The organism is Symbiobacterium turbinis, assembly GCF_055383075.1.
Genome location: NZ_AP042433.1, coordinates 2,012,427 through 2,035,800, shown reverse-complemented (window position 1 = coordinate 2,035,800; position 23,374 = coordinate 2,012,427). Strand labels below are relative to the sequence as shown.

25 protein-coding genes and 1 riboswitch are annotated in these 23,374 nt (G+C 68.6%); of the genes, 20 read left to right on the top strand and 5 right to left on the bottom strand.

Features of this window, described 5'->3' with window-relative positions:
- The first annotated feature begins 7 nt into the window (after nt 1-7).
- The 13 genes from ACZ45O_RS09690 to ACZ45O_RS09630 all read left to right on the top strand — a co-directional run bounded on the left by ACZ45O_RS09690 (nt 8) and on the right by ACZ45O_RS09630 (nt 10,723).
- Nucleotides 8-145, top strand: a complete 138-nt coding sequence (locus tag ACZ45O_RS09690; RefSeq protein ID WP_464852575.1) for a hypothetical protein — start codon at nt 8-10, stop codon at nt 143-145.
- Nucleotides 138-1,292 (top strand): NAD(P)/FAD-dependent oxidoreductase, encoded by a 1,155-nt coding sequence (locus ACZ45O_RS09685; RefSeq protein WP_464852573.1) that lies wholly within the window; start codon nt 138-140, stop codon nt 1,290-1,292. Before ACZ45O_RS09690 ends, ACZ45O_RS09685 begins: the two co-directional genes overlap by 8 nt.
- A 102-nt stretch (nt 1,293-1,394) precedes the next feature.
- Complete coding sequence (locus tag ACZ45O_RS09680) at nt 1,395-1,781, top strand: DUF2500 domain-containing protein (RefSeq protein ID WP_464852571.1); 387 nt, start codon at nt 1,395-1,397, stop codon at nt 1,779-1,781.
- A gap of 164 nt (nt 1,782-1,945) precedes the next feature.
- Nucleotides 1,946-2,731, top strand: coding sequence for a LamB/YcsF family protein (locus tag ACZ45O_RS09675; protein WP_464852570.1), 786 nt, complete (start codon nt 1,946-1,948; stop codon nt 2,729-2,731).
- Nucleotides 2,732-2,861: 130 nt separating this feature from the next.
- A complete protein-coding gene (locus ACZ45O_RS09670; RefSeq protein WP_464852568.1) occupies nt 2,862-3,212 on the top strand; it encodes a NifB/NifX family molybdenum-iron cluster-binding protein in 351 nt (116 codons plus the stop codon).
- An 88-nt stretch (nt 3,213-3,300) separates the two neighbouring features.
- Nucleotides 3,301-3,693: a hypothetical protein gene (locus ACZ45O_RS09665; protein WP_464852567.1), complete on the top strand. Its 393-nt coding sequence runs from the start codon at nt 3,301-3,303 to the stop codon at nt 3,691-3,693.
- Between the two features lie 1,016 nt (nt 3,694-4,709).
- Complete coding sequence (locus ACZ45O_RS09660; protein WP_464852565.1) at nt 4,710-5,726, top strand: hypothetical protein; 1,017 nt, start codon at nt 4,710-4,712, stop codon at nt 5,724-5,726.
- A gap of 229 nt (nt 5,727-5,955) precedes the next feature.
- Nucleotides 5,956-6,960 (top strand): MetQ/NlpA family ABC transporter substrate-binding protein, encoded by a 1,005-nt coding sequence (locus ACZ45O_RS09655; protein WP_464852563.1) that lies wholly within the window; start codon nt 5,956-5,958, stop codon nt 6,958-6,960.
- Nucleotides 6,961-7,135: 175 nt separating this feature from the next.
- The gene (locus ACZ45O_RS09650; protein ID WP_464852561.1) at nt 7,136-7,861 is read left to right on the top strand and encodes an ABC transporter ATP-binding protein; all 726 of its coding nucleotides are present in this window, start codon (nt 7,136-7,138) and stop codon (nt 7,859-7,861) included.
- On the top strand, nt 7,854-8,603 hold the full coding sequence (locus tag ACZ45O_RS09645; protein ID WP_464852559.1) for an ABC transporter permease: 750 nt from the start codon (nt 7,854-7,856) through the stop codon (nt 8,601-8,603). Before ACZ45O_RS09650 ends, ACZ45O_RS09645 begins: the two co-directional genes overlap by 8 nt.
- A 198-nt stretch (nt 8,604-8,801) precedes the next feature.
- Nucleotides 8,802-9,557, top strand: coding sequence for a bifunctional demethylmenaquinone methyltransferase/2-methoxy-6-polyprenyl-1,4-benzoquinol methylase UbiE (gene ubiE / locus ACZ45O_RS09640; protein ID WP_464852558.1), 756 nt, complete (start codon nt 8,802-8,804; stop codon nt 9,555-9,557).
- Complete coding sequence (locus tag ACZ45O_RS09635) at nt 9,529-10,035, top strand: N-acetyltransferase family protein (RefSeq protein WP_464852556.1); 507 nt, start codon at nt 9,529-9,531, stop codon at nt 10,033-10,035. The genes ubiE and ACZ45O_RS09635 overlap by 29 nt, the downstream gene beginning before the upstream one ends.
- A 115-nt stretch (nt 10,036-10,150) precedes the next feature.
- Nucleotides 10,151-10,723: an NAD(P)/FAD-dependent oxidoreductase gene (locus ACZ45O_RS09630; protein WP_464852554.1), complete on the top strand. Its 573-nt coding sequence runs from the start codon at nt 10,151-10,153 to the stop codon at nt 10,721-10,723.
- Between the two features lie 61 nt (nt 10,724-10,784).
- On the opposite strand, the gene ACZ45O_RS09625 is transcribed toward ACZ45O_RS09630, so the two are convergent.
- The 3 genes from ACZ45O_RS09625 to ACZ45O_RS09615 form a co-directional block, all read right to left on the bottom strand.
- Entirely contained in the window at nt 10,785-11,981 is a 1,197-nt protein-coding gene (locus ACZ45O_RS09625; RefSeq protein ID WP_464852553.1) for an MFS transporter, read from the bottom strand.
- 33 nt (nt 11,982-12,014) lie between these two features.
- Nucleotides 12,015-12,281: a hypothetical protein gene (locus ACZ45O_RS09620; RefSeq protein ID WP_464852552.1), complete on the bottom strand. Its 267-nt coding sequence runs from the start codon at nt 12,279-12,281 to the stop codon at nt 12,015-12,017.
- Between the two features lie 222 nt (nt 12,282-12,503).
- On the bottom strand, nt 12,504-13,394 hold the full coding sequence (locus ACZ45O_RS09615; protein WP_464852550.1) for a hypothetical protein: 891 nt from the start codon (nt 13,392-13,394) through the stop codon (nt 12,504-12,506).
- An 89-nt stretch (nt 13,395-13,483) separates the two neighbouring features.
- Here ACZ45O_RS09615 and ACZ45O_RS09610 point away from each other — a divergent pair, with 89 nt between their 5' ends.
- Nucleotides 13,484-15,415, top strand: coding sequence for a hypothetical protein (locus tag ACZ45O_RS09610; protein WP_464852548.1), 1,932 nt, complete (start codon nt 13,484-13,486; stop codon nt 15,413-15,415).
- Nucleotides 15,416-15,559: 144 nt separating this feature from the next.
- On the opposite strand, the gene ACZ45O_RS09605 is transcribed toward ACZ45O_RS09610, so the two are convergent.
- A complete protein-coding gene (locus tag ACZ45O_RS09605; RefSeq protein ID WP_464852546.1) occupies nt 15,560-16,252 on the bottom strand; it encodes a helix-turn-helix domain-containing protein in 693 nt (230 codons plus the stop codon).
- A 206-nt stretch (nt 16,253-16,458) separates the two neighbouring features.
- Between ACZ45O_RS09605 and ACZ45O_RS09600 the strand changes: the two genes are divergently transcribed.
- The 4 genes from ACZ45O_RS09600 to ACZ45O_RS09585 all read left to right on the top strand — a co-directional run bounded on the left by ACZ45O_RS09600 (nt 16,459) and on the right by ACZ45O_RS09585 (nt 20,761).
- Nucleotides 16,459-17,427: an aldo/keto reductase family protein gene (locus ACZ45O_RS09600; protein ID WP_464852545.1), complete on the top strand. Its 969-nt coding sequence runs from the start codon at nt 16,459-16,461 to the stop codon at nt 17,425-17,427.
- A gap of 239 nt (nt 17,428-17,666) precedes the next feature.
- On the top strand, nt 17,667-18,884 hold the full coding sequence (locus ACZ45O_RS09595; RefSeq protein ID WP_464852544.1) for a GTPase family protein: 1,218 nt from the start codon (nt 17,667-17,669) through the stop codon (nt 18,882-18,884).
- Nucleotides 18,885-18,948: 64 nt separating this feature from the next.
- Nucleotides 18,949-19,650, top strand: coding sequence for a response regulator (locus ACZ45O_RS09590; protein ID WP_464852543.1), 702 nt, complete (start codon nt 18,949-18,951; stop codon nt 19,648-19,650).
- Nucleotides 19,640-20,761 (top strand): HAMP domain-containing sensor histidine kinase, encoded by a 1,122-nt coding sequence (locus ACZ45O_RS09585; RefSeq protein WP_464852541.1) that lies wholly within the window; start codon nt 19,640-19,642, stop codon nt 20,759-20,761. The genes ACZ45O_RS09590 and ACZ45O_RS09585 overlap by 11 nt, the downstream gene beginning before the upstream one ends.
- Here ACZ45O_RS09585 and ACZ45O_RS09580 read toward each other — a convergent pair.
- The gene (locus tag ACZ45O_RS09580) at nt 20,758-21,393 is read right to left on the bottom strand and encodes a CPBP family glutamic-type intramembrane protease (RefSeq protein WP_464852539.1); all 636 of its coding nucleotides are present in this window, start codon (nt 21,391-21,393) and stop codon (nt 20,758-20,760) included. The two genes, ACZ45O_RS09585 and ACZ45O_RS09580, sit on opposite strands and share 4 nt — an antisense overlap.
- A 260-nt stretch (nt 21,394-21,653) precedes the next feature.
- Here ACZ45O_RS09580 and ACZ45O_RS09575 point away from each other — a divergent pair, with 260 nt between their 5' ends.
- Complete coding sequence (locus ACZ45O_RS09575) at nt 21,654-22,220, top strand: M23 family metallopeptidase (protein WP_464852538.1); 567 nt, start codon at nt 21,654-21,656, stop codon at nt 22,218-22,220.
- A 46-nt stretch (nt 22,221-22,266) separates the two neighbouring features.
- Nucleotides 22,267-22,372, top strand: a riboswitch (SAM riboswitch).
- 78 nt (nt 22,373-22,450) lie between these two features.
- Nucleotides 22,451-23,353: a methylenetetrahydrofolate reductase gene (locus ACZ45O_RS09570; protein ID WP_464852536.1), complete on the top strand. Its 903-nt coding sequence runs from the start codon at nt 22,451-22,453 to the stop codon at nt 23,351-23,353.
- Nucleotides 23,354-23,374 lie beyond the last annotated feature (21 nt).

The window sequence follows — 23,374 nt, the reverse complement described above, 5'->3', positions numbered from 1 at the left end:
GCCCGGCATGGGCGCTGACTTGGCGGTGAACCGGGAAGAGGGCGTGGCGCCCGAAGAGGTGGCGCCCCCGACCCTGCGGCCGCTGTTCGTCGAGGTCGAGCTGGCCCGGTTCGCCGGGGCGCGGGAGGGGGATGGCGATGCGTAAGTCCTACGATGTGATCATCCTGGGCGCGGGCAGCGTGGGCACCCCGGCGGCGTGGGCCATGGCCCGGCAGGGGCTGCGGACCCTGGTGATCGACCCGGTCCCCAGTCCGGGGCAGGGCTCCAACAAGGCGGCCATTGGCGGCATCCGGGCCACCCACTCCGACCCGGCCAAGATCCGGCTCTGCCGGCGCAGCCTGGAGATCTTCGCGACCTGGGAAGAGCAGCACGGCCAGGACATCGGCTGGCAGCAGGGGGGCTACCTCTTCGTGGCGTACACGCCCCGGGAGGAGGCGCTGCTGAAAGAGTTGCTCGCCACGCAGAAGGCACACGGGCTGAGCGTCGACTGGTATGGCCGGGACGCCGTGCTGGAGATCGTCCCCGACCTCCGGGCCGACGGCCTGATCGGCGGCACCTTCTCGCCTGAGGACGGCTCGGCCTCGCCCCTGCTCAGCGCACACGCCTTCTGGAGGGAGGCGGCGCGCCTGGGGGCCGACTTCCGCTTCCGGGAGCGGCCGTTGGCGATCCTGCAGGCCGGCGGCCGGGTGACGGGGGTCCGCACGGACGGCGGCGAGTACTTCGCCCCGGTGGTGGTGAATGCGGCCGGCGCCCTGGCCCGGCAGGTGGCCCGACTCGCCGGCAGCGATGTGCCGGTGAGGCCGGATCTGCACGAGGCGGCGATCACCGAACCGGTGGCCCCGTTCCTGCGGCCGATGGTGGTGGACATCCGCCCGGGCCCGGGCTCGGCCAGCGTCTACTTTTGCCAGCACAAGACCGGCCAGGTGATCTTCTGCATCACGCCCGACCCGCCCATCTGGGGCGACGACCGGGGCGAGACCAGCAGCTTCCTGCCGCTGGCGGCGCCGCGTCTGCTGGGCCTGATGCCCCGGCTGGCCTCGCTGCGGGTCCGCCGCACCTGGCGGGGCATGTACCCGATGACGCCGGACGGCTCCCCCATCGTGGACTGGGCGCCGGAGGTGGAGGGGCTGCTCCACGCCGTGGGGATGTGCGGCCAGGGCTTCATGCTCAGCCCCGGCCTGGGGGAACTGCTCGCACGCATGGTGACTGGGAGCCTGGCGCCCGGGGACCAGGAGGTGCTGGGGGCCCTGGCGCTGAACCGTACGTTTACGACGCAGGAGGCGCTGAAGTAGGGGGGCTGCGGCGGGGCTGTGCAGGCGGGGGTGAACTTCCGGCGTGCACATCCGCGTCTTGCATGCCGGAGACACGATGCAGGGGAAGGGGGGGTTCCGCAGGTGTACAGTGATCCCGTCTTCGGGCCATTTGGCGGCGGACTGTTCAACGTATTGTTTACGATCGTGCCCATTATCGTGATCGGCGGCGTTATCTTCGTTTTCGGCTCCATCATCTACAGGGCGGTAACCAACGTCCAACAACCGCTCCTCACCCGGCGTGCGCGGGTAGTCGCAAAGCGCATGCGCCATTCCACGCACCATCATCACCACGGCGACCACCACCACAGCTCGGTGCACACGGCGTACTTCGTCACTTTCGAGTTCGATGACGGCAGCCGGGAGGAGTTCTCGGTGAGGGGCGATCAGTACGGCCTCCTGGCCGAGGGTGACATCGGCACCCTGCAGTCGCAGGGGACCTGGTTCAAGGGGTTTGACCGGGATCTGTGATGGCCCGCCTGTTGCCGCGGCGGCGGTTCTGGCTGAGTGGCGGTTGCGGCTGGGCGCGGTTCTGGCCAGGCGGTGGTTCTAGCCGGATGGAGATTGCGGTCCGGTGACTGTTCCCGCCGGGCGGCGGTTGCGGCCCGGGCTGTAATGTGGGGAGGGGCGGCGGCGTGGGCGAGACCCGTGGGTCGGTCAGGCAGATCGACCTGAACTGTGACATGGGGGAATCCTTTGGGGTGTACAGGCTGGGGGCGGATGAGGAGATCATGCCCCTGATCACGTCGGCCAACATCGCCTGTGGTTTTCACGGGGGCGACCCGCAGGTGATGCGGCGCACGGTGCGGCTGGCCCGCAAGCACGGGGTGGCGGTCGGGGCGCACCCCGGGTACCGGGACCTGGCGGGCTTTGGCCGGCGGCCGTTGGTCTGCGCCCCCGACGAGGTCTTTGCTGACGTGCTCTATCAGATCGGGGCGCTCGCTGCCTTCTGCCGGGCGGAGGGGGTTCAGCTGCGGCACGTGAAGCCGCACGGGGCCCTGTACAATACGGCTGCGTCGGACCCCGCAACGGCGGGGGCCATTGCGGGGGCGGTGGCGGCCTTCGACCGGTCGCTGGCGCTCTACGCCCCGCCGGGCTCGGCCCTGGAGCGGGCGGGCCTTGAGGCCGGGCTGCGCGTCGTGCGGGAGGGCTTCGCGGACCGGGGTTACGCAGCGGACGGGACGCTGCTGCCGCGGTCGCACCCGGGGTCGGTGCTGTTTGATCCGGAGGTGGCCGCCGCCCAGGCCCGCCAGCTCGCGTGTGCCCGCACGGTGACGGCGCACACGGGCGAGGCTGTGCCGGTGCCCGCCGGCACGATCTGTGTGCACGGCGATCACCCGAAAGCGGTTCTGCTGCTGCGCCGGATCAGGGAGGAGCTGGCGGCGGCCGGGGTGTCGGTGGCTGCACCCCATGCGGGGTGAACGGCTGAATGGTGACCTGCGTCACCTCTGTTGGAACGAGGATCGGGTAAAATTACCGGGGATCCACCTTCGCAGGGGTGGAAGGAAGTCAGGTCACACCCGACACACTATCGGCAAGGAGGACGAGTTTATGCGTATTGCCATTCCGCTGGCTGACGGAAACGTCGCGCCGCACGTGGGCCACTGCAAGAGCTACCTCATCGCAGACGTGGAGGATGGAAAGGTCGTCCGCACGGAAGAGGTGGCGAATCCGGGTCACGGCCCCGGCGGTCCGCCGCCCGTCTTTCTCGCCAACCAGGGCGTGAAGATGGTTCTGGCCTGGGGCATACCCCAGCACGCCCGCCAGCTGTTCCAGCAGCACGGCGTGGAGTTCATCGCCGGCTGCACGGGTGAGGCCAGTCAGGTTCTGCAGGACTACCTGGCCGGCACCCTGAAGCTGACGGATGAAGGGCTGGAGGGCGACGGCAGCTGCTGTCATTGATCGTTCTGGCAGGAGATACCTCCTCGGGGGTCGAAGGGCAGACCTGTAACACAAGGTCGAGCCCGCAGAGCCCCGAGGAGGTATCCTGTTGAACAAGGCGCAGATGTATTACGAGTTCTTGAAGGAAGAGGGTTACGTACCCCGCTACGACGCCGACGGTGACATTGTGTTCAAGGTCGAGGGAATGTCATATGTGCTCTTCCCCTCCGAAGATGACGACGAGTACTTCCGGCTGAGTCTGCCTAACTTCTGGAAGATCGAGAGCGATGAGGAGAGGCAGCGGGCGCTGGTCGCTGCCTGCCGGGTGAACGCCGAGATCAAGGTGGTGAAGGTTTACCCGGTGGCCGATAATGTCTGGGCCTCGGTGGAGATGCTGTTCGATCCCCCTGATGCGTTCAAGCCGGTGTTCAGCCGTGCGCTGCGGGTGATTCGGGCGGGAGTCGAGCACTTCGCCAGCATCATGCGCACGCCGGTGCAGTGAGTGAATCTTACCCCCGCCGCCCCTGCCGGGACGGCGGGGCCCTTGTTTGGGCGATCTGGGTCCGGTGGGCGGGGGCACGTTGGGGAACTGCTTCGGGCTCCCGGCGCTGCCGGGGGCGGCGCCGCGGGGCGGGGGTGTAGGGCCGGCGCTGACCTGGGGGGATGCCCCGGGTCCAAGGCGTTGGTAACATTGTGCACTTTCGTGAAGTCCTTGCGGCAGAGGGGGTGCAGCGGTCGCGCGCTCGGAAATGCTTGCGGTGCGGGGACTTGAGGAAAGTGCACATTCTTTCCAGTGGCGCCGGTGGTGTTGGGGCAGCACCGGTGGGCGTGGGTGGATGGGCAGGCGACGACGATGGGGACGCGTCGATGGGTGGGGGTGCAGGGCTGGCGATGACCCTGGGGGATGCCCCGTGGCCCAGGCGTTGGTAACAATGTGCACTTTCGTGAAGTCCTTGCGGCCTGCGGGATACAGCGGTCGCGCACCCGCTAATGCTTGCGGTGCGGGGATTTGAGGAAAGTGCACATTCTTTCCAGTGGCGCCGGTGGTGTTGGGGCAGCACCGGTGGGCGTGGGTGGATGGGCAGGCGACCGACGATGGGGACGCGTCGATGGGTGGGGGTGCAGGGCTGGCGATGACCCTGGGGGGTGCCCCGTGGCCCAGGCGTTGGTAACAATGTGCACTTTCGTGAAGTCCTTGCGGCCTGCGGGATACAGCGGCCGAGCACCCGGAAATGCTTGCGGTGCGGGGATTTGAGGAAAGTGCACATTCTTTCCAGTGGCGCCGGTGGTGTTGGGGCAGCACCGGTGGGCGTGGGTGGATGGGCAGGCGACGACGATGGGGACTACGCCGGCGGGTGGGGGCGGATGGACAGGCGATGACGTTGGGGCTGGGCGGCCGAGTGGGACGGCAGCTGGTGTCCGGGAACCGGGCCAAACAGGATTTCATCGAAGCGGAGCGAACTGGGAGGAACAGGAAAACAGACCCCGGTGAGGTGATGGATGGTGAGGCTCACTGAGGTGGCCGTGCCCTTCCAACTCCTGAATGACAAAGAGTTGACGGACAGCGCCAGGATGCTATGGTGCTACCTGAGAGCGATCAGGAAACATCAGCCGCGCCCGACCTGGGCGGAACTGCGACGAGCGACCGGCATGCCGCAATACCGCCTGAAGCAGCACATGATCAACCTGGATGAACTCCGTTGGATCCAGTTCGACCCCCTGGGAGTCAGAGAGTTCGAGTGCCACGCTTCTTGGCGTGGCACCCGCGCCTTTACGATCCCGGTGGACCTGGTCCTGGACCGGCGTGTTCCCCATGGCGCCAAGTGGCTTTGGGTTCAAATTCGGGAGCTGGGCGAGTTCGATTACCCCAAGGTCCAGCAAGTGATGAGGTGCTCCAGAAAGAGCCTGACCAAGTACATTCAGTGCCTGATCCAGTGCGGATGGCTGGTGGGAGAGGTGCGTCGATCCGGTCCCAGGAAAGTATTCAAGTTCGAGACCCTGAACATCGTCGAGGAAAACCGCCACGCAGACGTCCAGGATTTCTATGAGGGCTTGCGCATCGCCAGGAGTAAGGAACGGTACTCGGTTGGCCAGTACATCCTGAAGTGCATCGTGGCCACCCTTGTGGTAGACGAACTGCTGATTGAGCACGGGGAGTTGCTCGGGCTTGTCAATCCCTTCACGGGTGGCCGGTTGCATTACGACCTGCTCCTTCCCGCCTCCCGAGTGGCCTTGGAATTCCAGGGGCCGCAGCACTATCGGACCACGGAGCGGTACCCGTCGGAAAAGGACTTGCGGGAGCAGCAGATGCGCGACGAAGTCAAGCGGGGGTTCAGCCAGACCCGCGGAATCGCCCATATTGAGGTTACAGCCGCCGACCTGAGTATTGAGAGCATCGCCGCCCTGCTGCGGCGACACAACGTCCCGCTCAGAGCCCATCTGGACGATCAGAGGCACCTGGTGGATGCCATTGAGGCCGAAGCGGCAAAGTATCGCCGGTGGGCGGAGCGGCTTGGCAAGCGGTCCTTTCGGTGAGCAGTGCACACCCAGGCGTGTGTCGGGCCCAGGCATGTGCCGCCGCCCAAGCCTAGACGAAGCAAGAGGGGTCTACACGGCAAAGGCCTGTCCGGATTCGGACACCGTCTGGGCCGTTTGTTGACACGTGTATAGCCCATTGCTACATTGGGTAAGGATTTTGGCTATAGCCATATTGAGGGATCCAAAGATAGACTGCCTACAGCGGCGATTGGAGGACGACAGCTCTATGAAAACCAACCTCGTGCGGGTTCTGGCCGCAGTGCTCACCATCGGTCTACTGGCGGGCTGCGGCGGGAGACCGCAGGATGCATACCAGAAAGAACCTGCCACGCCGTCTGCGCCGGAGCCCGTGGCCACGCTGAAGATCGGGCAGATCCCGACGATCGACGGCCTGCCCTTCTGGGTAGCTCAGAGCAAGGACTACTACCGGCAGCAGGGCGTCGAGGTCGAACTGGTCCGGTTCAAGTCGGCCACCGAGCGTGACGCCGCCCTGGCCAGCGGGCAGATCGACGGCACGCTCACCGACATCATGGGCGCCGTGACCCTGCACGACAACGGCACGCCGGTGCAGATCACCTCCATCAACCTGGGGGCCACCATCGAGGAGGGGCCGTTCGCCATCATCTCCGCCCCCGGATCGGGCATCACCAAGGCCGAGCAGCTGAAGGATGTCGAGATCGCGATCGCGACCAACACCATCATCCACTACGTCACCGAGAAGCTGCTGCTGGAGAACGGCTTCGCCCCGGAGGAGATCAAGACCATTTCCATCCCGCAGATCCCGCTGCGGTTTGAAAACCTGATCAACGGCACCATCAAGGCAGCCACTCTTCCCGAACCGCTGCTCTCCCTGGCGGTGGCCAAGGGCGGCACCGTGGTGCTGAACGACGCCGAGGCCAAGCGGAACTACTCGCAGTCCGTCATCGTGTTCCGGGAGGACGCGGTGCGGGAGAAGGCCGACGCGATCAAGCGCTTTTTCGTGGCCTACAACATGGCGGTGATCGACATCAAGGAGGATCCCGAGGCGTACAAGGAGCTGCTGGCCACCGAGGCCAACCTGCCGCCCGAGATCAAGGACTCCTGGAAGGTGATCACCTTCTCGCCCGCACAGGCTCCGGGCCGGGCTGAGGTCGAGGACGTCGTGGACTGGCTGCTGGAGAAGGGGTTCATCTCCAAGCCGGTGTCGTACGAGGAGATCGTCAACACCACGCTCTATCCTCAGGGGCAGTAACGCCCTGCACGACGGACATAGCCTCCAGACGTGAATGTGAGCGGGCGACGCCTGTGTGGAGGCGCCTACAGGAGCACCGGACGGCGTGTGCCGGCGACCCCCGGGCGGAGGCACGGAACGTCGAGGAGAGCCGGGCGCGGTGTGCGACACCGACGCCCGGTTGGAGGAGCCAAATATGATCAAAGCACGCAACGTGAGTTATGCTTATGGGGAGACGGTCGCGTTACGCGACGTCTCCTTTGACCTGCCTCAGGGAGAAACACTGGCGGTGGTAGGGCCCTCCGGCTGCGGCAAGACCACTCTGCTGGGGCTCATCGCCGGGCTCATGCCCATCACCGGCGGGGAGCTCCTGGTGGACGGGGCGCCGGTACAGCCCCGCCGCCCGGGAACTGCGCTGATCCTGCAGGATTATGGGCTGCTTCCCTGGAAAACCGTTCGTGAGAACGCCGCGCTGGGCCTGCGCATCCGCCGGCTGCCGCCGGACGGGGCGGACCAGGCCCTGCGGGAGGTGGGCATCGCCGACCTGGCCAGCCGCTGGCCGCACCAGCTCTCGGGCGGCCAGCAGCAGCGGGTGGCCATCGCCCGCTCGCTGGCGCTGGGGCCCGACCTCCTGCTCATGGACGAGCCCTTCTCCGCGCTGGACGCCCTCACGCGGGAGGAGATGCAGGACCTGCTGCTGGCTATCTGGCGCAAGCGGAAGACCAGCCTGGTGCTCGTCACCCACTCCATCACCGAGGCGGTCTACCTGGGCCAGCAGATCATGGTGCTTTCGCCCCGCCCCGGGCGCGTTGTCGGCCTGTTCGAAAACCCCGCTGTGGGCGACCGGCGGGCCGCCGCCTTCCACAGCATGGTCAACCAGGTGCGCGACGCCCTGGAGAAGGGGGTGAACGGCGGTGCCTAAGTACCGCTGGTATCACTACGCCATCTCCCTGGCGATCCTCGCCCTGCTGTGGGAGGGTCTGGCCATCTGGCTCGACATCGCCGCCTTCCCCAGGCTGGGAGCGGCGCTCAGCGCCTTCATCAAGGGGGTCGGGCCCGGCGGGGAGCTGGTGGAGCACTTCCTCATCTCGGCCTACCGCGTGGCCGCCTCAACCCTGATCTCCCTGGCCGTCGGGGTGCCGCTTGGGCTCTATCTGGGCCGCGCGGGCGGCCCCATCGGGTCGGTGCTGCTCTACCTGACCTATCCGGTGCCCAAGGTGGTCTTCCTGCCGGTGATCATGGTCGTGCTGGGGATCGGTGATACATCGAAGATCTTCCTGATCACGCTGGTGATCTTCTTCCAGATCCTCGTGACGGTGAAGGATGCCGCCGCCAACGTCCCGCGCGGGCTGATCCGCTCGGTGCAGTCGCTGGGCGGCAGCGAGTGGCAGATCTACCGGCACGTCATCCTGCCGGCCGCGCTGCCCGCGATCTTCACCGCTCTCCGGTTGAGCACGGGCACGGCCGTGGCCGTCCTGTTCTTCGCCGAGACCTACGCCACCCGGGTGGGGCTGGGTTCGTTCGTGTGGGATACCTGGTCGATGCACGCGTACGGTAAGATGTTCGCCGGCGTCATGGCGATGGCGCTGATGGGTTTTGGCTTCTACGTGCTGCTGGATGTCGCGGAGCGACTCCTCTGCCCGTGGGCGGAGAAGCAGCGGTAATGTTCACCTGCTGATGTGCGGCCGCAACGGCGGCAATGTTCGCCTACGGCTGTGCAGCCGCAACAGGGGTGATGTTCGCCTGCTGCTGTGCAGCCGCAGCAGCGGTGGTGTTCGCTAACGGCGGTGCGCAGCCGCACCGTTGATGCAGATAGGTTGATGCAGACAGGTTCCACGTACACAAGTTGAGGAGGCGTTTTGATGGCCCCAGGCTACCAGCCTCCGGCCCCGGAGGAGAAGGAGCAATACGTCCGCGAGCTCTTCGACAAGATCGCGGAGAACTACGACGCGATGAACCAGGTGATGTCGGCCGGCCAGTGGGAGCGGTGGCACCGGGAGTTCGTCGGCCACACCCAGTTCCGGCCCGGCGACACCATCCTGGACGTGGCCTGCGGCACCGGCGATCTGACCCTTCTTGACGCCGCGCAGGTTGCCCCCGACGGCAAGGTCGTCGGGGTGGACATCTCCGAGGGGATGCTGGAGGTGGGCCGGCGCCGGGTGGCGGCCTCGCCGTATAAAGACATCATCACCCTGCAGCTCGGCAACGCCATGGACCTGCCGTTTCCCGACAACACCTTCGACGGGGTGACCATGGGCTGGGCGATGCGCAACGTCGCATCGATTCCCCGGACCCTGGCGGAGATCCACCGCGTCCTGAAGCCCGGCGGCCGCTTCATCTGCCTGGAGGCCGCCAAGCCCTTCAGCCGGGTCATCCGCTTCGGCTTCTTTGTGTACTGGAAGACGTTCCTGCCCCTCATCGACTGGTTCGTGGTGAAGGCGGGCCGCCAGGCCAAAATGCGCCCGTACACCTACCTCTCCCGGTCGCTGGACAACTACCCCTTCCCGGACCAGCTGGAGGATCTCTTCCGGGAGGCCGGCTTCGTGGAAACGGATTACCAGCTCCTGATGCTGGGGACGGTGGCGATTCATGTGGGAACCAAACCCCGCGAAGGGTAGCGAAGGGGCAGCGGTCCGCATCCGCCCGTTCGACTACGTGACGGACACCGGAGCGCTCCTCTCCTTCATGCCCGAACTCTACGAGACGAACTTCCCCGGGTGCGTCGTGGACGTCGAGTTCATGGCCCGCAGGCGCAGCCAGCTGCGGGCGGCGGTCCGCGACCCTTCCCAGAAGGTGCTGGTGGCCGAGGACAGCCTCGGTGTGTGCGGCTTCATCTGGCTGGTCATGGAGCAGGAGTTCAGCCGGCGCCGCCGGGGCGAGGTGAGCGCCATTTACGTGCACCCCCGGGCGCGGGGCCGGGGCGTCGGCCGCCAGTTGATGGAGGCCGGCGAGGAGCACCTGCGGTCCTGCGGGTGCCAGTCCGTGATGCTCATGGTGACCGCCACCAACCAGGCCGCGCTGTCGCTCTACAGGTCGCTGGGCTACGAGACCACCCGCTATCAGATGGAGAAGCCGCTTCCCCGCAAGTCCAGGTGATGCGGGGTTCGTGGCCGGGCAACGGCGGGCGAACTTTTGGTCGGTTGAACCGCTCCCATCGCGGGGCGATGATCGTCCATACAAATGGAACATTGGTCTAAAGGAGGATGCAGAAGTGTACGATGTCGCGATTGTGGGTGGAGGGCCCGCCGGTGCGAGCGCTGCGACGTTCACCGCCCGGGCCGGGCTGCAGACGCTGCTCCTGGATGCCGACCAGTCCATGACCCGCCGTGCCTGGATTCCCAACCACCTGGGCTTCCCCGATGGGGTGTCGGGCCCCGATCTGGTGGACCTGGGCAAGCAGCAGGCCCAGACCGCCGGGGCCAACCTGGTGAAGGCCAAGGTGACGGCCGTCCGCCGCGAGGGCGAGGGGTTCCGCCTGGAGACCGAGGGCGGGGAGACCTATGAGGCCCGTCAGGTGATCCTCTGCCTGGGCGCCAACTGCGAGCTGGCCCGGCAGGCGGGGGCGGAGATCGTCGAGGGGCCGGAGCCCCGCATCAAGGAGGTCGTCGCCGTGGACCGGGAGGGCCGGACCAGGGTCGAGGGCCTCTGGGCCGCCGGCACCTGCGCCGGCGTCAGCGTGCACACCATCATCACCGCCGGCGACGGGGCGCGGGTGGCCATCAACCTGGTCAGCGCGGTCAAGGGCGCCCGGCACGTGGACCACGAGGTCATCGCTTCCAACTGAAGCAGAAACGAGACAGCGGGCGGCTCCTGCCTGTGAGGGCTGGGAGCCGCCCGCCGCGCGGTTACGCCGTCTCCGCGCTGGGGTGCGGCGATGGCTCGCCCCAGGCCCGGCGGGTCCAGAGGTAGAACAGCAGGTAGACCGCCAGGGCCGAGGCGAAGGGGGCCCAGTCCTGCCACAGGTAGACCAGGCCCGCCCACGCCGGGGCGACGGTGCGCCCCAGGGCGTCAAACGCGCTCTGGATGCCCATGGTGATGCCCTGCTCCATGCGGGTGCGCCGGGAGAGGAGCGCCGTGATCAACGGGCGGATCAACGAGATCGCCAGGGTGATCAGGATCATGCCCAGGAAGACGGCGCCCAGCGAGCGGGCCACGATGAAGGCGGCCATGCCCGCCATGCCGGCGATGAGCGCCCACCGCACCGGCCGCTCATCGCCGAAGCGCCGGCTGGCCCAGTTCACCAGCAGCCCCTGAAAGAGGATGCCCGCGAGGCCCTGGACGGTGAACGCCAGCGAGGTGACCGCCTCGGAGTCGACCCCGAGCCGGTCCATCAGGAAGTAGCCGAGCATCGAGAACATGGTGGAGCCGCCGAAAGTGCCTGCGAAGGCCAGCAGGAAGAGCAGCGCGTGGGGGCCGCCCAGGGCCATGCGCACGGCCTGGACGCCCGAAAAGCCCTTTTCGCGGCCCTCGCGGCGGCTGCGGTGCGGCGGCTCGGGCAGCGCCAGGAGTGCGACGATCCAGTTGAAGCCGGCCACCGCCGCCGCCACCAGAATCGCCTCCCGGTAGTTCAGACCGGCCGCGGCCAGCATGCCGCCGGCCGTGGGGCCGCCGATGAACCCCAGGTTGATGGCCACGCCCACCAGCGCCATGCGCCCGGTCCGCTCCTCGGCGGGGGTGGTGTCGGCGATGTACGCCTGGGCAGTGGGGATGGTGGCCGCTGACAGCACCCCGCCCAGAAAGCGGGCCCCCAGGGCCAGCCAGATGTTCTGCGCGAGCGCGATCATGCCGAAGTGCAGGGCGTTGCCCAAGAGGCCCAAAAGCAGGACGGGCCGCCGCCCGATCCGGTCGCTGAGCGTGCCCCACAGCGGCGCAAACAGGAACTGGGCCCCTGCCCACACCGTGACCAGCAGCCCCATGTGCACGGAGCTGGCGCCCAGGTCCCGCGCGAAGAAGGGCAGAATCGGGACCATGATGCCGAAGCCCAGCATCACCTGGAACAGTGTGAACAGAAGAATGTGCTGCGCGCGCCGTCCCCCTCGCACGAAACCCCTCCCTGGAGCGCTGGCGGGCGTCCGTCAGCGCATCATCATCGTCGCGATGATGGAGAAGATCATCACCACAAAAAAGAAGCCCACCACCCAGACCATGGACATACAGCCGGAGCGCAGCGCCGCGTCCTGTTCAGGCGTGCCCCGGTCGGCGTCGTCCCCCATCTCCTCCAGTTCCCGGAGCTCCCGCTCCGACCACGTCTCGATGCGCTTTCGCGGCACGCGGCGCACCACGCGGAAGCGGCGCGCCCGCTCCTGCGCGGGAGACTGCTCCCCCTTCTGATCCCTAGTCATCTCTCTTGCTTCACCTCGCCGCTTCGTTGCGGGTACTCTTGCAGCTGTGGCCGCCCGGTCCTGCCGGAAGCGGGGGGCGGTGCCCTGCCCCTATGCTTAGGACGAGGAGGGTGCGACGGCAGGTTCGCACGCGGCCGCGGCGCACCTGCGGCCGACGGGAAGTCGAACGCCCCGGACCCGGGTTGCCGGGTGCCGGGGCGTTGTGGTCGGGGCAGCTCCGCCTCAGCGGGACGGGGCCATCGGGGGACGGTACAGGTCGGTGGGATCGAACCGCAGCACGGGGCCATAGACCATGGCGGGGCTCGGGTTCGTGACCGGGCCGGTCCCGGTGCCGACGAACGCGGCGATGGTGACGCTGGGGCCGGCGAAGTCCGAGACGGCGGCCAGCGGCCGGGTGACCAGGTAGCCCTCCCCACGGGGCAGCGGGGTCACCTCGCTGGCCAGGAAGCCGAACGGCCTGTCCGGCACCACCTCGAACAGCGCCCAGCTCAGCTTGAAGCCCTCGCTGGCAGCGGCGTCGCGCACCCGCCGGGCTGCGGCGGTGAGCCAGCGGGTCAGCTCGTCCTCGTAGTCCTGCGCCGCGGTGAGCCAGTTGTTGTACTCGGCGATCTTGATGATGCCCACCAGCATGGTGTCGTAGTTGATGTCGCGGGCCAGCTGATAGTCCACGTGAAACCACTCGCGCCCGCCGGCCGTGAACGTGCTGAACTCGCTCGCCAGCACCGTGCGGGCCTCGACCAGGGTCCTGACCTCCGCCACCGCCGGGCCGGCCGCTGAAGGGGCGGGCACCGTGTAGGTGGCGTCGTCCACCGGAGGCGGCAGCAGGACCGCGGTTTCGGCGACGGTTGACGCGTCCGGATCGGACGGGTCGCCCGGGCCCGGACCCTGCCAGGGGGACGGCTGCGACGGGGCGTCGGCGGGCGCCGAGGGCTCCTGCTCCGGTGGGGCGGGGACCACGATCTCCTCAGCGGGGGCGGCCCACGGCCCGTAGGCGGAGGCAGCGACCCCGACGACCAGCCCCAGCGCCAGCGCGGCCGGCGCGAAGGCCCACACCGCCCACCGAGGCAGGCTCCGGGGCGCGGGCGGTTCGGGGCGATGAGCGTGCTGGTACAAAACCGCTCCCTCCGTTTCTTGTAGAGCCGTAGGCGTTGCGGGCCGCCGCGGCGAATGGAGAATGCATGGTGAGAAGAGACGTTCTTGGGTTGGTCGTTCTGATCGGCCTGGGGGCGGGCGCGTTCTGGGACGGCCTCTACGCCCCCGGCCAGCAGATGCTGGCCGCGGCCCTGGCTGCGCTGTTCGCCCTGGCTGCCCCGGCCGTCGCGCTGGAGCGGACCGAGTGGGCGGCCCTGCTGCTGATGCTGGCCGGGGCCGCCGGCAGCCTCGCGCGCCCGGCGGCCGCCGGGGCCGCGGCGCACGGGCCCGTCGTGGCCCTGGGCTGGATCCTCGCGCTGGTGGCCGGCCGGGCCTGCCGGATGCGCCGGCCCGGTGAAGCCGAGGCGGCGCTCAGCCGCTTCTGGGCGGTGACAGGCGCCCTCATGGCTTTCGGCGGCCTGCTGCTCATCTCCTTCACCCCGCCGCACCACTCGGGCCGGCTGGCCTCGTTCCTGGGATATCCCATCGCCGTGGGCATGCTGGGGCTGCTGGGGCTGGCCGGATCGCTGCCCGATCTGGCCGCCGGCCGCACCTGGGCCGCGGCGCTTGCCCTGGGATGTGGCCTGGGGCTGCTGCTTTCGGGGTCCCGGGGAGTCTGGCTGGCCGCGCTGCTGCTGGCCGCCTTCCTCTGGTGGGCGGCCCGGCCGCTTGTGCTCGCCTCGCTGCCCCGGACCGGACGGGTGCTTGGCGCGGCGCTGGCGGCAACGGTCTGGGCGGTCCCGGAGGTGGAGGCGCACGACGCAGTCCGATTGTGGCTCGTGGTTCTGCCCGCCCTATTGACGGTCCTTGTGAGCGAACAGTTTCAACATGTGCGGGCCGTGCGCCGGGGATTCGCGGTGGCCGTTGCGGCGGCCCTGCTGACCGCCCCCGGCTGGGGCTGGCTCTGGGGCCGCGCCTCCACCGTGCCGCTGACCGACACGTCGTCGGCCGAGCGGATGGCGTTTCTGCGGGACGGCCTCTCGCTGGCCGCGGACCTGCCCTGGGGCGCGGGCTACCGGGCGTGGGCGGCCCTGCACCTGCAGGCGGCCAGCTACGGTTACTACTCGGCCGAGGTCCACTCGGCCCTGCTGGACATCGCACTCTCTTTCGGCTGGGCCGGCGCGGCGGGCTTTGCGCTGCTCGCGGCGCGCTTTCTCCTGGGACTGCGCTTCGCCCGGCGCTGGAGCTGGGCGCAAACCGCTCTGCACGGGGGCCTGGGGGCGCTGGTCGTACACGCGCTGGTGGACTGGGATCTGAGCTACGCCCTCTTTGCCTTCCCGCTGTGGTTCGGCTTCGGTCTTGCGGGCGATCCGTCCGGGGGGACGGGACTGCAGGGCATCCCGCCGGGCCAGGCAGGCCAACCGTCCGGTGGGCAGCGGGCGCAACCCCGGCTTCCCTGGCCCCGGGCGCTGACCGTGTTTCTGGCGGGCATTGTCCTGGCCGGGGCGGTCCTGCTGGGGGCCGGCGACGGGCTGACGGAGCTGGCTGCCCGCAGCCTCCGGCAGGGGGCGCCGGGGGCGGCCCTTCGGCACGCGGGCGCGGCCGCTGCCCTCACGCCGTGGAATGACGCGGCTCACGCCTGGCGGGGAGCGGCCCTCTCGCAGCTGGGCCGGGGCCACGAGGCGCTCGCCGCGCTGGCACGGGCCCGTGAGCTCGGTCCCAACGAGCCCTGGTACGCGCAGCTGGCCGCGCTGGAGCTGGGGAAGCAGGGACGGTGGGCCGAGGCGGCCGCGGCGTGGGCCGAATACGTGCGGCTCTGGCCGTGGGAGGCGGAGGCGTACGCTGAGGCGATCGCTGCTCACCTCACCTATATGGACGCGGCCGAAGGGGCCGGCGATCGCGAGGCCGCGGTCCTGCTGGCCGAGAGCGGCCAGCGGCTGCTCGCGGCGATGGAGCGGCAGAAGGCCCGGGAGCCCGCCGGCGCGCCCCGGCGGGGGATGGACGTGGACCGGCCGGTCTTCGCCGAGGCCCGTGAGCGCTTTGCCGCCGTGCTGGCGCGCTGATGCGCCGCACTGGGGCGGCGCACCGTTCTGCAGATGTTCCGTTTGAATGCGGGCGGTCTGTCCGCCCCTCAGCCGTGGTGTTTGGATGCGGGGGCCTGTCCGCCCCTCAGCCGTGGTGTTTGGATGCGGGGGCCTCTGCGCACCTCAGCCGTCACGTTTGGCGGCGGCCGGGCCATCTGCCGCCAGCTCGCCGTGCTGCAGGATGAGCAGGTCGATGGCCATCTCCAGCACGTCGGGCCGGATGCCGGCGGCGGCGGCCTTTTCGATGATCCGGGCGTAGGCGGCCAGGCGCGCCGGCGGGATGCTGGCCGTCAGCTGACCGACGTAGCCGGCCATGAACCAGTGGGCGGGGATGGCGGTGAGCTGCTCCAGCCGCTCGGCCATGGCCGCCACCTGGTCATCGGTCAGCGCCAGGTCGCCCGGGCCCGCCAGCCGGCGCAGCTCCTCGACGGAGAGCGAGAGCCGGTCGGCCAGGGTTTCCGGGGGGAACTCCGCGGGGTACTCGGACATCAGAAATTGGAGCACCAGGCGAAGGCGGGTGAGCGGTGAGGCGAAGTAGAGGCGGCCCCGATCTTCGGGCGGAAGCCTGCGCAGGGCCCCCTCGAACTCGCGGTGCGGGTCGCGGCCGGTGAGCAGGTACTCCACGGTGACACCGTACCCGTCCGCGATCTTGCGCAGGGTTGAGTTCAGGCTGGCGCTGGCTTGCCCGGATTCCAGCCGGCCGATGGTCGTGTGGCTGACGCCGGTGCGGGCAGCGGCCTGACGCAGCGAGTCGCCGTGCGCCGCCCGCAGGGCGGCGATGCGCCGACCGATCTGCCAAGGGTTGCTCTTGCTCATACATCACCCATCCTTCGCAACTGCTTGTCCCCCCGGTGTGCCGCCGCGCGTTCACCCCTCTTAAACAATATTGAAGATATAAAGAGAAAAACGTCAAGCCAGGGCCGGCCAAATGCGCGTCTGATCCGGAGATTGAATAGGCCGGCTTGTGTTATACTGAGCATGGCCCTGTAAACAAATCCCACGGGAAAGGTGTGGTGCGAGCTATGGAGTACCGCCGACTGGGATCGAGCGGCCTGAAGCTGAGCGAGATCTCCCTGGGCAGCTGGCTGACCTACGGCACCCGGGTGGAGGCGGAGGCCGCCAAGGCCTGCATCCGAACAGCTTACGAGCATGGCATCAACCACTTCGACTGCGCCGTGGTCTACGGAGCAGAGCCGCACCAGGCCGAGGAGGTCGTGGGCGAGGCCCTCCGCGAATTTCCGCGTCATACCTACACCGTGACCTCCAAGGTGTTCTGGAAGGTCGGCCCTTCCACTTACGACCAGGGGCTCTCCCGCAAGCATCTCATCGAGCGGGTCGAGATGAGCCTGAAGGCGATGAAGCTGGACTATATCGACATATACTATGCACACCGTTTCGATCCGGACACCGACCTGGAGGAGACCCTGCGGGCCTTTGACGACTTGGTGGCCCAGGGGAAGATCCTCTACTACGGCTTCTCGATGTGGTCGGCGGCCCAGATCGAGCGCGCGGCCGCCATCGTGGACAAGCGGAACCTGCGGCGTCCGGTGGTGAGCCAGCCGCTGTACAACATGCTGGACCGGAGCATCGAGAAGGAGATCATGCCGATCTGCGCCCGGGAGGGCATCGGGCAGGTCGTGTACTCCCCCCTGGCCCAGGGCGTGCTGACCGGCAAGTACAAGCCGGGCATGCCGCTGCCTGAGGGCAGCCGGGGCGCCGATCCCGAGCTCGGCAAGGGCATGCAGCGCCGCTACCTCTCGGACAATGAACTGCTGGAGCGCATCCAGCAGCTTCGACCCATCGCCGAGCGGAACGGGCTGACCATGGCGCAGCTGGCCCTGGCCTGGGTGCTGCGCCGGCCCGAGGTGACCTCGGCCCTGATCGGCGCCAGCCGCCCGGAGCAGGTGGTGGAGAACGTGAAGGCCGCCGGCGTGAAGCTGCCGGAGGAGGACCTGAAGGAGATCGACGCGCTGCTGGGGTTTGCCGAGTAGCGCAGTCCCGGCACGCGTCGCCCCTGCATGCGCTGCCGCTCGGGCCGTCTCTGCGCCCGGTCCGCGTACAGTCGCGGGCCGGGCGTTCCGCATACCGTCCACGTGCAGCTGTGGCCGGGCGTTTCGCATGCGTTTCATGTGCAGCTGCGGGCGGGCTTTCCGCATCCGGGCAGGGATCGTGGGTTTCAACCAAGAAATTTCGGGGACGACACAGATTCCGTCGCAGAAGGAGGCCCCCGATGGACCAGATCGACCGCGAACGACTGAAAGAAGTGCTGCAGTTCATCCGCAGCCACGTGCCCCGGGCCGTGCTGAACAGCCTGGAGGCGGAACTGGCCATCATTGAGCAATACATCGTCAATGCCAGAGCGCCCCGGATTGCCCTTGTGGGCAGGCGGGGCTCGGGCAAGTCCAGCCTGGTCAACGCCGTCTTCGGCGAGCCCCTGGCCGAGACCGGTGCGGTCCTCTCCACCACGACGGCGGGCACCTGGTACCAGTACGAGGGGCCGAACGGGTCGCTGGAGGTGCTGGACACCCGCGGCCTGGGCGAGGGGGAACGCCCGGAGGGCGCCACCGAGGAAGACGCGGTGGCCGAGAACCTGAAGGCGGTGCGCGACCGCTGCCCCGACGCGATCCTCTTCCTGATCAAGGCGGCCGACGTCGACGTATGGATCAACGAGGACCTGGAGCGGGTGGCCGCCCTGCGGGGGGCCATCTCCCGGCGGCACGGGTTCGAGCCGCCGGTGATCGGCGTGCTGACCCAGGTGGACCTGCTGGCCCCGGCCGACGTGGCGGAGCCTCCGTACGACGATCCGGAGAAGCAGGCCAACATCGCGCTGGCCCGGGAGAAGCTGGCGGAGCGGATGGCGCGGGCGTTGGACCGGCCGATCCGGGTCTTCGCCACCTCCGCGTACATGCGCTACCGGGACGGCGAGCTGGTGGTGGACCGCCGGTGGGGGATCGACGAGCTGGTGACCTACCTGGTGGAGACCCTGCCCGGCGAGGCGCAGCTCACCATGGGGCGGGTGGCCGGGGTCAGGCAGGCCCAGACCAAGATCGCCGCGGCCCTCATCCAGTCCACCGCCTCGGCGGCCGGCGCCCTGGCGGCGACGCCGATTCCCCTGGCAGACATGCCCATCCTCACGGGCATGCAGGTGCTGATGGTCACCGGCATCGCCTACCTGGCGGGGCGGCGGCTCTCGCGGGAGGCGGCCCTGGAGTTCATCGGCGCCCTGGGGGTGAACGTGGGCGCGGGCTTCGCCCTGCGCGAGCTGGCCCGGGGGCTCTCCAAGTGGCTGCTGCCCGGCGGCGGCTCCCTGATCTCGGCCGGCGTGGCCTACTGGGGCACCTACGCCCTCGGGCAGGCCGCGGTGGCCTACTACGTTGAGAACCAGCCGATCGAGGCCGCCCGGAAGCTGCTGGAGCAGGGCAGGGAGAAAATCTTAAGGAAGCCGTAAGATTTACGTTGCGCCCGCTGTAAGAACCAGGCGGTAGGCTGGAGGCAGGATGGGGTGACGGTCGATGGCGGATCCGCTGATTCTGGTGGTGGACGACGAGCAGGCGATTGCCGACCTGATTGAGATCCACCTGCTCGCTGAGGGCTACCGGGTGCGCAAGGCCGACAATGGCGCAGATGCCCTGCGCATCGTGGCCGAGGAGGATCCCGACCTGGTGGTGCTGGACATCATGATGCCCGGCATGGACGGCCTGGAGGTCTGCCGGGCGATTCGGCGGGAGCGCAACGTGCCGATCCTGATGCTGAGCGCCAAGTCGGAGGACGTGGACAAGATCCTCGGCCTGAAGACCGGCGCCGACGACTACCTGACCAAGCCGTTCAACCCGCTGGAGCTGACGGCCCGGGTGAAGGCGCAGCTCAGGCGGTACCTCGCCCTGAACCCGGCGTCAGCCATGGCCAGGGAGGCGGGGGTCATCGCCGTCGGCGGCCTTCGCATTGACCAGCGGGGCCGGTCCGTTACGAAAGACGGGCGCGAGATCGCCCTCACGCCCACGGAGTACGACATCCTGGTGCTGCTGGCGTCGCACCCGGGGCGGGTCTTCAGCTCGGAGGAGATCTTCGAGCGGGTCTGGAAGGAGCGCTACTTTCAGTCCAACAACACGGTGATGGTCCACATCCGCCGGCTCCGGGAGAAGGTCGAGGACGACCCCAGCCATCCCACCCTCATCCGGACCGTCTGGGGGGTTGGCTACAAGATTGAGAGCTAGAAACGCCCTGAGCCTTCGCTGGCAGATCGTCCTGACGTTTTTGGCCAGCGGCGTCCTGGCGGTCGGCACGACCGTCGTGCTGCTCTTCATGGCGGCGACGGTGGGCAGCATGCTCCAGCCGCTCAACTTCATGTTGAATTTCCTGGCGAGCACGGTGGGCGTCTGGCCGGTAATCTTCGCGGTCACCGTCGTGCTGCTCTTCGTCTGGTACCTGCTGCTCAGCCAGCCGATGATCCGCTACATCGAGGCATTGAGCCGGGCGACGAACGAGGTCGCGCAGGGCAAGTACGATGTAACGCTGCCGCCCCGGGGCGCTGATGAGCTGGGCATCCTGGGGCAGAACCTGACGGCCATGGCGGAACAGGTGAAGCTCTCCCTCGTCCGGGAGCGGCAGGCGAACCAGGCCCGGTACGAGCTCATCACCGCCGTCTCCCACGACTTGCGGACGCCGCTCACCTCGGTGCTGGGCTACCTGCAGCTCATCGACGAGGACCGCTACCGCGATGAGGTGGAGCTGCGCTACTACGTGGACATGGCCTACGAGAAGTCCAAGCAGCTCAAGCGGCTGATCGACCAGCTCTTCGAGTTCACCCGCACCAGCCACGGGGGCATCGTGCTCCGCCCGGTGGCCATCAACCCGGCGGAGCTGCTGGAGCAGGTGGCGGAGGAGTTCGTGCCCGCGCTGCGTGAGGCGGACATGGAGTACCGGCTCCGGCTGCCGGAGGAGCGGGCGACGATCCACGCCGACCCCGACCTGCTGGTGCGGGTGTTGGAGAACCTGATCTCCAACGCCATCCGCTACGGGCGGGAGGGCAAGGTGGTGGAGCTGGAGCTGGAGGTGCGCCGGGCCGAGCGGGCGGCGCTCCTGCGCGTGGCAAACCGGGGCAGTCCGATTCCGGCGCACCAGCTGGAGCACATCTTCGACAGCTTCTACCGGGGCGAGCGCTCCCGCTCGGGCCGCACCGGCGGCGCCGGGCTGGGGCTGGCCATCGTGAAGAACATCGTCACGCTGCATGGCGGCACCGTGCGGGCGATTAACGAGACTGACCGCACGGTTTTCGAGGTGCGGCTGCCGATGGGGGCGCCGGCGGGGCTTGCAGGGCCCGGCTAGCCCAGGTGCGGAGGGATATAGAGCCCCAGGAAGACCGGCACCGCCAGGTTGCCCAGGTCGACGAGGACGTGGGACGCCAGGGCCCACCGGAGCGTCCCGGTCCGGCGGTAGGCGGCGGCCCAGGCGGCGCCCATGAGCAGGAGGGCGGCCAGGGCCGCCCCGTCGCGGTTGGCAACCGAGAAGACGCCGGCCACCAGCGGGTGAAACGCCACGAAGAGCGCAGTGGAGTAAGCCGCCCCGGCCCACGCGGGCCAGTGGGCGGTCGCGTCCAGCAGGAGCCCCCGCCAGTAGAACTCCTCGAACCACGGGTTCATGAGGGCGAACAGCAGCCAGGCGACCAGGATGGTGGGATCCGCCAGCAGGTGCAGGTTCTGCAGCAGGATCGGCAGGGGGATGAGGCCGACGAGCAGGGCCAGCGCCGTCCAGCCCCGGGCCCCGCGGGCGAGGGCGGTCCAGCGTCTCAGGGATCCGGGCTCACGGCCCAGGGCGATGGCGCCCCCAAGGAGGCCCCAGTAGAGCAGGACCGTCGGCGCCCAGCCCCAGGGGCCCAGCGCGCGCAGCGCAACCCGGGCGGCGACGTGGCAGGCGGCGATGATGAGGATCGGGGAGAGGATCAGGTACCGGCGGTTCATCGTGGCACCTCCTTCGTGGCGGTGGCACCCGCGTGACATAACAGCATAATATTGTTACGAGGCGGAATTGGCAATACCAGGTCTCTGGCGTGCGCCCGCCCGTACGGCGGCGGGTTCGCCTGGCGCGGGATGCGGGGCGGGCTGCGGCGCCGCGGTATGCCGGCTTCTGTAACCTTAAGGAACTCGTAAGATATAGGTGAACAGGAAGCAAGGTCCCTGCGGTACGGTAGGGGTATCAAGCTGGATGGAGGATACCCCTGGTGTACAGTCGCAGATGGCTGCTTCCGCTGCTCCTGTTGCTTGCTCTCCCACTCACCGTCTGGGGTGCGCTGCCGACCGCGGCGGTGGATCCTGGGCGGGACGTGCAGGCGATCGGCCGCTGGATCCGGGACCGGCAGGATCCGGCGGCGCCCGCCCCGCAGTCTCCTTTCGCCTGGCCGGCTCCCGGGCACACCGAGATCACGTCGGACTACGGCTTCCGGCTGCACCCGGTGCTGAAGCGGCTCCGGCTGCACGCAGGCGTCGACATCGGCGCACCCGAGGGGGCGGCTGCGGTCGCGTGCTTCGACGGCGTCGTGATCGCCGCAGCAGAGCTCCCGGCTTACGGGCAGGTCGTCGTGCTGGACCACGGTGGGGGGCTGGCCAGCGTCTACGCCCACCTGTCGGCGATCGCCGTGGAGGAGGGCGACCGGCTGCAGCGCGGCGACGAGGTGGGGCGCATCGGCGCGACCGGTCAGGTGACGGGCCCGCACCTGCACTTTGAGCTGTGGCAGGGCGGCGAGCCGGTGGATCCCCTGCGCCTCGCGAACCTGGCGGGCTTGCCCTAGGGAGTGGGGGTTGCTATACTGTCCCCAAACAATTCAATACCCGCTCGATTCATCGAGAGTGGCGGAGGGACTGGCCCCATGATGCCACGGCAACCGCTCCGGTCTGGAGAACGGTGCCAAGTCCAGCGGACGTCAGGTCCGAGAGATGAAGCGTGCGCAGCAGTCGGCTGTCTGCGAACCCTTCGTTCTCGAAGGGTTCTTTATGTCTAAAGAGATAAGGAGGGAGCGCCATGGCCCGCTTGATGCACAGGCTGCAGCAGGGCGCGTTCTGCGTCACGGTGGAGATCGACCCGCCCAAGGGGGCGAGCGTCACGAAGACATTGGAGCGGGTACGGCGCTTCGGCGACCGGGTCGATGCGGTGAACGTGGCGGACTGCCCGATGGCCAACGTGCGGATGAGCCCCATCACCCTGGCCCACCTGCTGCAGCGGGACGGCCAGGTGGAGGCCATCTTCCACCTGACCACCCGGGACCGCAACGTCATCGGCCTGCAGGCCGAACTGCTGGGCGCGGCGGGGCTGGGGGTCCGCAACATCCTGGCCCTGCGCGGCGACAACCCGGAGCAGGGCGACCACCCCGGCGCCCGGGGCGTGTTCGAGGTGGACACCATCGGGCTGATCCGGCTGGCGGCCACGCTGAACCGGGGGCAGACGCTCGCGGGTGGCGCCCTGGAGCAGGGCACCGACTTCGCCATCGGCTGCGCCTGCAATCCGGCGGCGGAGGACCTGGAGGCCGAGGTCTCCCGGCTCGAGCAGAAGGTGGAGGCCGGGGCACACTTTGCGCAGACCCAGCCCATTTACGACCCCCGTCAGCTGGAGCGGTTCCAGGCGAAGCTGGCGGGCCGGGTGAAGATCCCGATCCTCTACGGCATCCTGCCGCTGAAGAGCTATGAGTTTGCCGACCGGCTGAACCGGACCGTGCCGGGCATCGTCATCCCCGACTGGGCCCTGGAGCGGATGCGGGGCAAGGGCGAGGAGGAGGGGCTGCGGCTCGTCGCCGAGCTGCTGCGGGAGATCGGGCCCCACGTTCACGGGGTGCACATCTTCCCGATGAACAGCGCAAAGCGGGTCGTGGCGGTCCTGGATATCATCGACGAACTGGGACTGCGCCAGTCGGCCCGCGCGGGGGTGTAGGCAAGCTGCAGCACACGATTC

What these genes read in the sequence shown, in the direction of transcription:
- ACZ45O_RS09690 (WP_464852575.1), top strand. Translation starts at nt 8, where the DNA reads ATGGGCGCTGACTTGGCGGTGAACCGGGAAGAGGGCGTGGCGCCCGAA.
- ACZ45O_RS09685 (WP_464852573.1), top strand. Translation starts at nt 138, where the DNA reads ATGCGTAAGTCCTACGATGTGATCATCCTGGGCGCGGGCAGCGTGGGC.
- ACZ45O_RS09670 (WP_464852568.1), top strand. Translation starts at nt 2,862, where the DNA reads ATGCGTATTGCCATTCCGCTGGCTGACGGAAACGTCGCGCCGCACGTG.
- ACZ45O_RS09655 (WP_464852563.1), top strand. Translation starts at nt 5,956, where the DNA reads ATGAAAACCAACCTCGTGCGGGTTCTGGCCGCAGTGCTCACCATCGGT.
- ACZ45O_RS09650 (WP_464852561.1), top strand. Translation starts at nt 7,136, where the DNA reads ATGATCAAAGCACGCAACGTGAGTTATGCTTATGGGGAGACGGTCGCG.
- ubiE (WP_464852558.1), top strand. Translation starts at nt 8,802, where the DNA reads ATGGCCCCAGGCTACCAGCCTCCGGCCCCGGAGGAGAAGGAGCAATAC.
- ACZ45O_RS09635 (WP_464852556.1), top strand. Translation starts at nt 9,529, where the DNA reads ATGTGGGAACCAAACCCCGCGAAGGGTAGCGAAGGGGCAGCGGTCCGC.
- ACZ45O_RS09620 (WP_464852552.1), bottom strand. Translation starts at nt 12,281, where the DNA reads ATGACTAGGGATCAGAAGGGGGAGCAGTCTCCCGCGCAGGAGCGGGCG.
- ACZ45O_RS09605 (WP_464852546.1), bottom strand. Translation starts at nt 16,252, where the DNA reads ATGAGCAAGAGCAACCCTTGGCAGATCGGTCGGCGCATCGCCGCCCTG.
- ACZ45O_RS09600 (WP_464852545.1), top strand. Translation starts at nt 16,459, where the DNA reads ATGGAGTACCGCCGACTGGGATCGAGCGGCCTGAAGCTGAGCGAGATC.
- ACZ45O_RS09595 (WP_464852544.1), top strand. Translation starts at nt 17,667, where the DNA reads ATGGACCAGATCGACCGCGAACGACTGAAAGAAGTGCTGCAGTTCATC.
- ACZ45O_RS09590 (WP_464852543.1), top strand. Translation starts at nt 18,949, where the DNA reads ATGGCGGATCCGCTGATTCTGGTGGTGGACGACGAGCAGGCGATTGCC.
- ACZ45O_RS09580 (WP_464852539.1), bottom strand. Translation starts at nt 21,393, where the DNA reads ATGAACCGCCGGTACCTGATCCTCTCCCCGATCCTCATCATCGCCGCC.
- ACZ45O_RS09570 (WP_464852536.1), top strand. Translation starts at nt 22,451, where the DNA reads ATGGCCCGCTTGATGCACAGGCTGCAGCAGGGCGCGTTCTGCGTCACG.